The organism is Corynebacterium sp. 13CS0277 (assembly GCF_002994655.1).
GTDB lineage: Bacteria > Actinomycetota > Actinomycetes > Mycobacteriales > Mycobacteriaceae > Corynebacterium.
This window is the reverse complement of sequence record NZ_PPDL01000037.1, coordinates 1-11984: the sequence shown is the minus strand read 5'-3', so window position 1 is coordinate 11984 and position 11984 is coordinate 1. Positions and strand designations below refer to the sequence as shown.

Here is an 11984-nt window from a genome sequence, read left to right as displayed (position 1 = left end):
CTACTCACATTCTATGGGCATCCGCAAGGGCCCTATGAAGTAGGTAACACTTCGGGTCATTCGAACGCGACACGCCGCCCAGACACACATTTTGTCGTTTAACCCAAAAACCCGGCCAACACGACCGGGTAAGGGCACCCCAAAATAAAAACCAAAAAAAAGAGGATGCCTCGGGACTGTTGTCAAACATGTCCCGAGACATCACACGGGGTGGCTGACGGGACTCGAACCCGCGACACCCAGGATCACAACCTGGTGCTCTACCAGCTGAACTACAGCCACCATCGCTGCGTTAGCAGCGCTCAATATCCTATGACGGCAGCCGATGAATTACAAAATCGGCAGGTGATGCCCCGAAACCATCGCCCGGCGGTGGTGGGTTCTTAGGCGTCGTCGAGGGCCTGCCGGAAGCGGGCCGTGGTGGCCGCCGCGGCGCGGGCAGCGTCCTCGGTCGTCGGTCCCGGGTCGGCGACGAAGACGCTGCGGCGGTAGTAGTCGAGCTCCGCGATGGACTCGATGATGTCGGCCAAGGCGCGGTGCTTCATGCCCTTCTGCGGCTTGTTGAAGTAGGCGCGGGGGAACCAGCGGCGGGCGAGCTCCTTGATGGAGGACACGTCGATCATGCGGTAGTGCAACGCCTCGTCGAGGCGCGGCATGTACTCCCGGATGAAGGAGCGGTCCGTGGCGATCGAGTTGCCGGCCAGCGGCGCCGGGTGGGCGGGGTCGCAGTGCTCCGCGATGAGCGCGAGAACAGCATCCTCCGCCTCCTCGATGGTGGCGGTCGCCCGGCGGATCTCCTCCGTGAGCCCACTGGCGCGGTGCATCTCCTTGACCACCGGGTTCATGGCGGCCAACCGCTCGTCGTCGGCGTGCACCACAATGTCCACGCCCTGCCCAAGGACGTTGAGCTGGGCGTCGGTGACCAGGGCCGCGACCTCCACAATGATGTCGTTGTGGGGATCCAGGCCGGTCATCTCCAAGTCGATCCACACCAGCCGATCATTTTTCGCCGCCACCGGCGCAGGCGCAGCCGCCTCGGTCGGGGTCGAAGCCTGAGTGTCATCCATGGTTGTCTAGTTTCCCATCTTTGCGTAGAAACGGCCGATCAGCGGGGAGATCACAGCCGTCGGGAGGACTGCGCCCACCGCGGCGCCGACCTTGGACAGCGGGCCCGGAATCACCCGCCGCTTGTTCGCCGCCATCGCCTTCAGTGTCTCCTTCGAGCAGGACTCGTAGGTGGTCCACAAAAAGTCCGGCACCACCTTATCCACGATCGACTTCTCCTCCTCCGGGATCTCGGCCTCGCGGACCGGGCCCGGCGACAGCAGCGTGCAGTGCACCCCCAGCGGCTTGAGCTCATAGTGCAGTGCCTCCGTGAAGGTGTTCACCCCCGCCTTGGTGAACACGTAGGTGGCATTGTTCGGAATCGCCAGATCGCCCGCCGCAGAGCCGACGTTGCAGATCGCGCCGCTGCGGCGTTCCACCATCTGCGGCAGGACCGCGTGGGTGAGCTCAAACACGGCGGTGCCGTTGAGCTCGTACTGGGTGGTCTCGTACTCCCAGTCCTGGTTGATGAACGGCCCGAAGGAGGCAATGCCGGCAGAGTTAATGAGGATGGTGACCTCCGTGGCGTGGATGCGCTCAATGAGGCGGGCGCGCTCCTCCTTGACGGCCAGGTCGCAGGGGAACGCCTCGGCCACCACACCATAGGTGTCGTGCAGCTGCGCTGCGAGGGATTCCAGCACCTCGGCACGGCGGGCCACGAGGATCAGGTTGTAGCCCATGGCGGCGAGGTCTTTCGCCATGGCCTCACCGATGCCCTGGGAGGCGCCGGTGACGATGGCGTAGGAGTTCTGCGAGGGGAGGGGAAGAGCCAAGGAAGTCTCCTGCGGGATGAAAAAAAAGGGGCGAATATCACTTCAGCGCGCACGCACACTCACCACCATCGCCGACGGCGTGGTGTGGGTATGGGGCGTGCGGGGTGCGTGTCTCACCCTACCGCCGTGCGGGAGCATGCGGCAGGCAGGGCGCGGAATGCACCTGGCAGCTGCCTGGGCGTGGGGTGGTTGTTCTTCTGCGTCAGGCGTCGTCGGTCTCCACGGCGGTGAGCGAACGGATCGCCCAGCGGTGCAGGAATACCAGGCCGATGGACTCCACAATCAAATCCACGAGGATCGCGAACTGGTCCACATAGGCCATGAGCCCATTGACGAACACCAGCATGACGAGCAGGGCGATCGTGCCCGCGTGGCGGGCCGCCTCCACGTTGAGGTGCCGGGGCGACATCGCCCACCAGGCGCGGGCCCCGAAGAACGCCGCCACCGCCCAGGTCGCTGCCACCCCGAGAGTCAACCACTGCCCGGCGCTGCCTGCGGTCGCGAGCTCCAGCAGTTGCTCCGGCATGAGCTCGTCCGCCACATCCACCCCGACCGCGGCCAGCAGCAGCGCCACCAGCAGCGGCAGGCCCGCGATCGTGATGAACAGGATGATGAGCCGGGTCATGCGCCGCAGCAACCCCAGCGGCAGCAGCCGCTTCTCCGCGGCGAGGAGCTTCGCCTGCACGCGGGCACCCAGCGTGGCCGAGTCTTCCTTCGGGGTCGTCGCCTGGTCGGCGATCTGCCCCAACGCCCGCGCGATCGCCAGGCGGTGCGGGTCGACGGTGATGCGCTCCACCTCGGCGAGGTGCTGCCGCATGCGGGCCAGCTCCCCTTCGGTGATGTCCCCATCCACGATCGCCGTCGCCGATTCCAGGGCCGCGTACAGGTGCGCCCGGGAGGACCGTGCAGTCACCCGCGACAACAGGGCCGCCACCCCGGCGAGCAGCACGAGGAACACGTAGACAATCGTCGCCGCCAGCGGGAAGAAGTAGTCGTTTTTCTGGGTGATGAACTTGCCGACCTCGTCGACAAACAACGCAGCACCCACGCCACCCAACGCGGCGGCCGTCCAGCGCGCCCACCGGTTGGCCAACACCAGCAGCATCACCGTCGTGATCGTGAGCAACAGCCCACCCCACAGGGCGTGCGCCAGGTGGAACACCTCGCCGCCGATCTGCGGATAGCCCGTGAGTTTGAGATACAGGCGGGTCAACCCAATGGTGGCAATGGTGCTGATGCAGAACAGCACGACGTAGGCGGTGGCGTCGGTGTAGATGATCGGCACGCGCCGCTGCGGCGGCAGCTGGAACACTCCACTCGCGGGCGCGGCAGAGGAAGAACCCGGGGCGGGGGAGGTGTGTGGGGACATGAAACGAGTGACCACCTTGGAGGGACGTGACATCGGCACAGCAGCGCTCCCGGATTGCGGGGTGGGACACTGTCGAGCACCACGAAAAGACAGGGCTACCACCGATAAACGGGATAAAAGGAGTCTCACACGCCCAGCGCACGTGTTGCTGCGGGCGGAGACGAAGGCTGTTTGTTAACACTATCTGGTGGGGGAGAGCTTTCCGGCATCCCGTGAGGTGTCGACGGTGGAAGGAGTGGCACTGTGGCTTCCACACCCCAGTTCGCCAGTTTTGTTGCCGATCAGGTGTCCCACCTCGGAAGGGTGCGGACCCGGAGGATGTTTGGCGAGTTCTTCGTCTACATTGACGACCGGCCTGTGCTGCTCATCTGCGATGAGACGGTGTTCGTGCGCCCTCTCGCTGAGCTTGGCGCGATTCTTGCCGGCGCGGAGATGGCGCCGCCGTTTGAGGGGGCGAAGCGCTGGTACATCCTCGACATTGATGACAGGGACCTCGTGGAGGAAGTCGTGGCGGTGAGTTTGCCGTTGGTGCCGGTGCCGAAGAAAAAGAACAACAAGAAGAAGGCCACGCAGGCGAAGCCGGCGCGGGCGGCGGCGCCGCTGGAGCCGGATGATCTGCCGGAGGAACCTCCGGCCGGCTGCTAGCCGGCGGCACGCGGTCGGGTGTCAGGCGTGATGACAGCGCAGGCGTGTGCGTGTGCGCGGGGGAGTGTCACCGACGAAAAAAGACGTCCACCCCACCCGCGGCCGGGGGCTGCGGGCGGGGTGGGGTAGTGGTGTGGCGCCCCCTGCAGGATTCGAACCTGCGACCTGCCGGGTAGAAGCCGGATGCTCTCATCCGCTGAGCTAAGGGGGCCGTCGGCCGCGGGCCCTGCGCGCTGCAGGGCGGTCGACCGGTGCTCAAGTTTACCCCACGGCACCTGGGCGGCATTAACCTGTCTGTTATGCCAGATTCCTCCGCCACCCACGAACCCCAGGCCCCCGATCCTCACCTTCCCGCACCCGCAGGCGCTGCCGCCGCGGGGCCTGCGCCCTCCTCCCCGGTGGGCGCCGACCGGCCCGCCGGCGCGGTCAAGGGCAGCTGGTGGGTGTTCCTGGTGCTCGCGACGGCCGCAGGAATCGTCGCGGCCATCATCGCCGCAGGCTTTTTGTCGGAATCGCTCGCACTGTTGGGCATTCCCGATCCGGGCCCGTGGACGACGGCCGGGTTGCCGTTCGTCCGGGGTGCAGCCGTCATGACGACGTGTGTGGCCATCGGCTCGTTTCTGCTGTCCTCGTTTTTGGTCAGCCCGCGTGTCCGGCCGGAGTCGGCGGCGGAATCACAGGACTTCGCGCGTCGTGCCGCCGCAGCAGTGGAGCGCCTGCGGGCGCGCACCGCACCCGGCGACGCCCTGGAGGATGATGAGGAGGCGGATGAGGATGCGCAGTCACTGGCGTGGAAATACCGCCCCGGCATGGACCCGCTGGTCATCGATCTGAAGCAGGCACGGCTCGGGGTGGACGGTTATCTTGCGAGCCGCACCGGCGCGTGGGCGGCACTGGTGACGGCGGTGCTGGCGGTGCTGCTCGTGCCGATGTATCTCTCCGACGTGTCCGGGGAAACCCTGGCGACCGCGATGCAGGCGTCGAACTGGTCGGTGGCGCTGGGGCAGGTGTCGACCTCCCTGGCGTTCGTGTGGGTGGCGATCATCGCCGCCGTCACCGGTGTCGGCGCGCTGCTGTCGAGCAGGTGGATCATGCAGCCGGTGTGGCTGCTGCTGTCGTTGTTCATGTTCGTGCCCCTCGGACTGGAGGGGCACTCCGCCACCGGCGGCGACCACGACTACGGCACCAACTCCTACCTGTGGCACCTGTTGTTCGTGGGCCTGTGGATCGGCGGCCTGCTGGCACTGCTGGCGCACGGCCGCCGCAAGGGCGCGCAGATGACACTGGCGGTGCGCCGCTATTCGATGCTGGCGTTCGTCTCCGCCGCAGGGATGGCGATCTCCGGGCTTATTAATGCCGCCATCCGCCTGCGTTTCTCCGAGTGGCTGACCACCGGCTACGGCCGGCTGATCCTCGCGAAAGCGATCGCCGTGGTGGTGCTGGCGCTGGTGGGCCTGGCACACCGCACCCGCACCATTCCCCAGCTTGAGCGCGCGCCGCAGCTGTTCCGGCGGCTCGCCGCCGTGGAGCTGCTGCTCATGGCCGCGACCGTCGGTGTGGCCGTGGCCCTGGGCCGCACGCCCCCGCCGCCCCCGCGGGTCGCTGACATCAACACCATGGACATCCAGCTGGGCTACAAACTCTTCGTCGCGCCGACGTGGACGAACGTGTGGACCATGTGGCGTTTCGACATCGTCTTCGGCACCCTCGCGATCCTGCTCACCTGGGCGTACCTGTGGGGAGTGTTCCGGGTGCGCCGCGACGGCGGCAGCTGGCCCTGGTGGCGCACCGCCTGGTTCCTCGGCGGCAACATCATGCTCCTGGTCACCATGTGCTCCGGGATCGGGCTGTACATGCCGGCCCTGTTCTCCATGCACATGGTCGGCCACATGATCCTCTCCATGGGGGTGCCCGTGTTCTGGGTGCTCGGCGGGCCGATCACCTTGTGGCGGCAGGCGTTGCGCCCCGGCGCCCCCGGGGAGCCCGGCCCCCGCGCCTGGCTGGGGGTCCTCGTCGACAACCCCGTCACCCGGTTCCTCACCCACCCGGCCGTCAACACCATCCAGTTCCTCGTCGCCTTCTACGGGCTGTACCTGGACTCGATCTACTCCGTCGCCGTCAGTGAGCACGCTGGCCACCTCGGGATGAACGTCATGTTCCTGCTGTCGGGCACCATCTACTTCTGGGAACTCATCGGCGTGGACCCCGCGCCGCGGCGCACTGACCCGAAAATCAAACTGCTGTGGCTGTCGTTCTCCCTGCCGATCCACATGTTCTTCGGCGTGACCCTCATGATGCTGCAAACGGTGCTGGCCTACGACTTCTACTCCACGCTGGGGCTGCCGTGGCAGCCGGACCTGTTGCAGGACCAGCTCGTGGGTGGCGGCGTGGCGTGGGCGTCCGGCCAGTTCCCGCTGCTCATCGTGTACATCGCGATTGTGCGCCAGTGGTGGACGGACGACAACCGCCAGATGAAGGCCTACGACCGGCATGCGGACGCCACCGATGATGAGGAGATGGCGGCCTACAACGAGATGCTGGCCGCGATGAACGCCGGCCGGAACCCGGAGACCGAGTTCTTCGCCGGGGAAGCCACCACACAGCCCCCGCACACTCCTTAACGCACCGGCTGGCGCGCGGGCACCACGGCCCCTGCCGCCCCACCTGCACCCCAGCCAGCACGAGAAACAAAGAACAACAGCACCCACCCCCGTCGAGAACACCCTCGGCGCGGGCGGGTGCTGTTCTGCTGCGGCGGCGCGGGGAAGGACCACGGGGGCAGTGCGGGGGTGCCGGGTGCTCGTGTTGTCCACAGGTGCGGGGGCGCGGGGCGCGTTGTCCACAGGGGGAGGGGCAGGTTCCCTGCGCGGGGATGCGCCGGGGTGTTTGGGTGGTGTGAGCACCCGCCGTGCGGGGTGCCACCGCCCGAGTCGCTCTCGGGGGCGTGGTGCCTTCCCGCACGATGCGTGCCCGGGCGGCCGCCCCGCAGCACTGGCAGCCACCCGCATTCTTCCCCTGGGCGAGGACGCCCCCTGCGCACCCGATGGTGCCCATGGGGGTGTCCGCAGCCAAGAGCCCAGCCGCAGCGCCACACCACGACTTTTAGGCCTGCGGCCCGCTCGCCGCGAAGACACGCACCACCCCGGCCGCCAGCCGGTGGGGTGCGATCTCCTCGCACCGGGGCGTGAACGGTCCGATGACGTCTCCACCGCCGCGCCTGTATTCCTCCGCAACGTGCTGTGACCACCTGTCCCTTTCTGTTGTTTTCTCTGTATCCATCCCCAACTCCCGCCTGTATCACCGGCATCCCGCCGCCCGTGGAGGCAACGCCACAGCGCGGCGGTAGACGGTGCCATCCCCGCAGCCTGCGGGGTGCTGGTGGGGTCTGCGGGGTTGTTCCCCCGGGCCCGGAACACCTCGCACCCCACCGCACCCGCAGGCAGTGGGGGAGTACAGGTGCCTGCACCCACCCGCGCCGGTGTGTTGCCGCGCGGGCGCGGGTGGGTGCGCCTACTACCTGTCGTCCCTCGATCGCCCTCGTCGTTCTTTGTGTTTCTTCCTCGTCTTTCTTAAGGAGTCGTGACATCGCCATGGCCTTGCACACCTTCACCGCAGTCGGAATGGTTTGCTCCGACCCGCACTACAAGCAGACCGCCCCCGGGCAGGGGGTCGTCACCTTCCGCCTCAAGGCATCCAACGCCACCCGCGGCCAGGACGGCCAGTGGACCGAACAGGACGCCCTGTGGCTCACCGTCGAAGCCTGGGGCGTGCTCGCCGAAAACGTCCGCCGCTCTATCGCGAAGCTCATGCAGGTCATCGTCGTCGGCACCCTGGTGACCCGCGAATACGTCAACAGCCAGGGGGATAATCGCCAAAACTTTGTGCTCAAGGCCCAGGCGATCGGCCCGGACCTGCGCCGCCTGCTCGTCGTCGACGCGGTCAGCCACATGAGCCGCGACGTTCAGGGGGCCGACAGGTACGCCGATATTGGCCCGGATGGGCTCCACACCTGGATTGATTCCTCCCTCGTGGATCCGCGCTACAACGCACGCGCGGCGGCGCCTGACCCCAGTGCCCGGCCCGGCGCGCCGCACTACCCGGCCACCCGGGGCGGGCACGCGGCAGCACTTCCGGCGTTGCCGGGCGCTGGCGGGCACGCCCACTACCCGCAGCCGGGTGTCCGCGCCGCGGAGGTGGCAGCGCCGGCGGCCGCAGGTGACTTCGCGCCCGGCGCGCCGGGCTGACCCAGCGGGTGCCGCACGCGGGTGTGTTGCTGTGGGTGAATTGGTGGTCGCTGGCCATTAGCCCTGAATGGGGGTGCTCCCTATACTCACTCTGCGTGCGTATCCGGCCCCTGGTGACCTTGTTGAAACTCTCCCGCGTCCTGCCTCTTGGCGCCGCCTGTGGGGCGGTGCTGCTGGCGGCTGGGCCTGCGGTGGCGCTCCCGACCCCGCTGGAGGTTCAGAGTGGATTGAGTTCCGCGCTCGTCGGAACCAATCCGCAGGCCTGCGGGATGGTCGGCACGGTGCAGCTCCCCATCGCTGGTGATGGGGTGGGTGCGACCGCGGATCTGGGGTTGTGGCCGCAGGCCACGGGCCCTGGGGTGGTGCCGTTGCGCGGCAACCGTGCCAGCTTTAACCAGCGTTACGAGTTCGCCATTGTCGACGGCAATTTGGTGGCGCGTGCCCGCGAGGACGCCGATGGTCTTGGCTGGCGGGCGGTGCCGTTGCCGGCGTGCCTGGCGGGGCGGCTGCAGTGGTTGTCTGCGGATGATGATGAGGTGGCGTTGGTCGCCCAGGACGGTTGGATTTTCACCCTGGATCGGGTGAGTTCTACGCCGCTGGAGTGGAACGTGTCGTCGCTGTGGGGTGCGCCGTTTTGGTTGGCGGGTGGCCGGGCTTTGCCCGCCACCTGGGAGGGGGGTTGGTCTTATGGGGTGAATAATCGCCTCTTCGATCACCACTACCTGGATGCCGCGGGCAAGCAGCACACTATTGGTGCGGGTCGGATGACGATGATCGCGGCTTTGCAGGATGACGGCAGTGTGATCCGCATGCTGGATCCGTGGCTGCCGAATGATGATTCTTACCAGATTCCCGCCCCGCTTGGCGGGCGGTTCCGGGCTACCCAGCTGTCGGGGTCGGCGTCGACGTTCTTCCTCGCCAATGACACCGGGGAGATGTATGTGCGCTCCTGGGATTTCGACCGGGCGGGTAGCGACATTGCGTTCTTCCGCTACCACTGGGATGAGCGTGATCTGCCGACTGCGGAAAACAAGTTTGTGGAAACCTTCAACCCGAACTACGCGGCCAATCACCTGCCGGTGCCGGATTGGTCGCGGCTACCTGCGATTCCCGGCACCATCGCCCGGGGGATTAGTGTGTCCACCCCGGCTCCGCGGGTGCGGCTGTTCCGCGTTGCGGGCGTCGATGCCGCCGGCCGGCGTGGTGTGTGGGAGCTGCGGGCCGATGTGGCTGACGTGGAGCTGGGCCGCATGGATGGCTACCGCTGGGGTTTTGTGCCGCAGCCGCTGGGGGAGGTGGAGATCCTCGACAACCGTGCCGCCGCCGACCCTGGTTACCAGGCACCCTTGTCGGAGGTGCGTGGCCCGCAGCTGCGGGCCTTCGTCGCCGGGGAGGAGCTGGTCATCCCGCACTACGATCTGCGCAGCGACCGGCTGCCGGTGATGTTCCGTGGCCAGCCCGCCACGCTCCATATCGTTGATGGGTTGCGGATTGCTCCCTCCCCGGAGGGGTTGAGTGAGTGGCCGCGCCACATGCACGGGGCCATTGAGACTGAGCGCCCGGGGCCGTCGGTGGCGGGCAAAGAAATCATCCCCGTGACATTCCTGGTGACCCGCGATCAGCTGCTCATGTACCCTCTGTAGTGCGCAAAGGCCGCCTGTCGCAGCGTGCGAGGGGGTGTGCCCCGCGCCCTGGCGCCTGCGTGCTGCACAGCCCGGCAGGGTGAGGCCACGCGGCCGCACATCGGTGTCCCGGGCCCCAGGGTCCGCGCTGTGTGATCGGGTGAGGTGGTGCTGTCCTGCGGCGGGGACGGCGGCAGTGTGGCACACTTAGAGACTCACACGTCGCGGCACCTCGTCGCGGCCGACACCGTACACCTCACGTACAACGAAGAATTTTTCGCAACAGACAATCCTTGGGAGTTTGAACCACTTATGGGCGAGTTCATCTACACGATGAAAAATGTCCGCAAGGCACACGGCGACAAAGTCATTCTCGACAACGTCACCATGGCCTTCTACCCGGGCGCCAAGATTGGTGTTGTCGGCCCGAACGGTGCCGGCAAGTCCTCCATTCTGAAGATCATGGCCGGCATCGACCAGCCCTCCAACGGTGAGGCCTACCTCGAGCCGGGCGCGACCGTCGGCATCCTGCTGCAGGAGCCGCCGCTGAACGAGGACAAGACCGTCCGCGAGAACGTCGAGGAAGGCCTCGGCGAGATCTTCGAGAAGAAGCAGCGCTTCGAAGCCATCGCGGAAGAGATGGCGACGAACTACACCGACGAGCTCATGGAAGAAATGGGCAAGCTGCAGGAGGAACTCGACGCTGCCGATGCGTGGGAGATCGACTCCAAGATCGAGCAGGCGCTCGATGCGCTGCGCTGCCCGCCCGGCGATTCCCCCGTCACCCACCTGTCCGGTGGTGAGCGCCGCCGCGTGGCCCTGGCGAAGCTGCTGCTCAGCGAGCCGGACCTGCTGCTCCTCGACGAGCCGACCAACCACCTCGACGCCGAAAGCGTGCTCTGGCTGGAGCAGCACCTGGCGAAGTACCCCGGTGCCGTCCTCGCCGTCACCCACGACCGTTACTTCCTCGACCACGTCGCCCAGTGGATCTGTGAGGTCGACCGCGGCAAGCTCTACCCCTACGAGGGCAACTACTCCACCTACCTGGAGACCAAGGCCGAGCGCCTCGAAGTCGCCGGCAAGAAGGACCAGAAGCTGCAGAAGCGCCTGAAGGAAGAACTCGCCTGGGTGCGTTCCGGTGCGAAGGCCCGCCAGGCGAAGAACAAGGCCCGCCTCCAGCGCTACGAGGAAATGGTCGCCGAGTCGGAGAAGTACCGCAAGCTCGACTTCGAAGAAATCCAGATCCCCACCCCGCCGCGCCTGGGCAACCAGGTCGTCGAGGTTGCCAACCTCGTCAAGGGCTTCGACGGCCGCGTCCTCATCAACGACCTGTCCTTCACCCTGCCGCGCAACGGCATCGTCGGCGTCATCGGCCCCAACGGTGTCGGCAAGTCCACCCTCTTCAAGACCATCGTGGGTCTCGAGGAGCCGGACTCCGGTTCCGTCAAGGTCGGCCAGACCGTCAAGCTGTCCTACGTCGACCAGGGTCGCGAGAACATCGACCCCGAGAAGACCGTGTGGGAAGTTGTCTCCGACGGGCTGGACTACATCCACGTCGGCCAGAACGAAATGCCGTCGCGCGCCTACCTGTCCGCCTTCGGTTTCAAGGGCCCGGACCAGCAGAAGCCGTCGAAGGTGCTCTCCGGTGGTGAGCGCAACCGCCTCAACCTGGCGCTGACGCTCAAGCAGGGCGGCAACCTGATCCTCCTCGACGAGCCGACCAACGACCTCGACGTCGAAACCCTGTCCTCCCTGGAAAACGCCCTGCAGCAGTTCCCCGGCTGCGCCGTGGTCATCTCCCACGACCGCTGGTTCCTGGACCGCACCTGTACCCACATCCTCGCCTGGGAAGGCAACGTGGAAGAGGGTAAGTGGTTCTGGTTCGAGGGCAACTTCGAAGAGTACGAAAAGAACAAGGTGGAGCGTCTCGGCCCGGAGGCCGCACGCCCCTCGCGCGTGACGCACCGCAAGCTGACCCGCTAACACACCCCCGCAGCGTCATGCTGCGCGCGCCAACGGCCGGCCCACCCCACGCACCTTGGGGTGCGGCCGGCCGTCCGCATTCCCACTGCCGGCCCTGCCTGGGGTGCATCACGGTGCTCCTTCGCGGTGGGGGACAGGCTCCTAGGATGTAAGGCATGACTGCGCCCCCTGAGTTTGACAAAAGGTGACCTAACTTGGCGTCGGGGAGGTATTTGACCTGGGATTTTGGTCTAAAAAGGCGCTC

8 protein-coding genes and 2 tRNA genes are annotated in these 11984 nt (G+C 66.7%); 5 read left to right on the top strand and 5 right to left on the bottom strand.

Annotated features, from left to right (window positions below):
• Nucleotides 1-209 precede the first annotated feature (209 nt).
• From C1Y63_RS11925 to C1Y63_RS11910, 4 genes are all read right to left on the bottom strand, one after another.
• Nucleotides 210-282, bottom strand: a tRNA-His gene (locus C1Y63_RS11925).
• A gap of 101 nt (nucleotides 283-383) precedes the next feature.
• Nucleotides 384-1067, bottom strand: coding sequence for an oligoribonuclease (orn, locus tag C1Y63_RS11920; RefSeq protein ID WP_106016676.1), 684 nt, complete (start codon nucleotides 1065-1067; stop codon nucleotides 384-386).
• A gap of 6 nt (nucleotides 1068-1073) precedes the next feature.
• A complete protein-coding gene (cmrA, locus tag C1Y63_RS11915) occupies nucleotides 1074-1877 on the bottom strand; it encodes a mycolate reductase (RefSeq protein WP_106016675.1) in 804 nt (267 codons plus the stop codon).
• Between the two features lie 202 nt (nucleotides 1878-2079).
• Nucleotides 2080-3246: a hypothetical protein gene (locus C1Y63_RS11910; RefSeq protein WP_106016674.1), complete on the bottom strand. Its 1167-nt coding sequence runs from the start codon at nucleotides 3244-3246 to the stop codon at nucleotides 2080-2082.
• A 243-nt stretch (nucleotides 3247-3489) separates the two neighbouring features.
• Here C1Y63_RS11910 and C1Y63_RS11905 point away from each other — a divergent pair, with 243 nt between their 5' ends.
• A complete protein-coding gene (locus C1Y63_RS11905) occupies nucleotides 3490-3891 on the top strand; it encodes a TfoX/Sxy family protein (RefSeq protein ID WP_106016673.1) in 402 nt (133 codons plus the stop codon).
• A 134-nt stretch (nucleotides 3892-4025) separates the two neighbouring features.
• On the opposite strand, the gene C1Y63_RS11900 is transcribed toward C1Y63_RS11905, so the two are convergent.
• A tRNA-Arg gene (locus C1Y63_RS11900) sits at nucleotides 4026-4102 on the bottom strand.
• Between the two features lie 88 nt (nucleotides 4103-4190).
• Here C1Y63_RS11900 and C1Y63_RS11895 point away from each other — a divergent pair.
• From C1Y63_RS11895 to ettA, 4 genes are all read left to right on the top strand, one after another.
• Entirely contained in the window at nucleotides 4191-6512 is a 2322-nt protein-coding gene (locus C1Y63_RS11895) for a cytochrome c oxidase assembly protein (protein WP_106016677.1), read from the top strand.
• 969 nt (nucleotides 6513-7481) lie between these two features.
• Nucleotides 7482-8135, top strand: a complete 654-nt coding sequence (locus C1Y63_RS11890) for a single-stranded DNA-binding protein (RefSeq protein ID WP_106016672.1) — start codon at nucleotides 7482-7484, stop codon at nucleotides 8133-8135.
• Nucleotides 8136-8230: 95 nt separating this feature from the next.
• On the top strand, nucleotides 8231-9778 hold the full coding sequence (locus C1Y63_RS11885) for a hypothetical protein (protein WP_146128958.1): 1548 nt from the start codon (nucleotides 8231-8233) through the stop codon (nucleotides 9776-9778).
• Between the two features lie 291 nt (nucleotides 9779-10069).
• Nucleotides 10070-11740 carry an energy-dependent translational throttle protein EttA gene (ettA, locus tag C1Y63_RS11880; protein ID WP_106016670.1) on the top strand — a complete coding sequence of 557 codons (1671 nt, stop codon included), beginning with the start codon at nucleotides 10070-10072 and terminating at the stop codon, nucleotides 11738-11740.
• Nucleotides 11741-11984 lie beyond the last annotated feature (244 nt).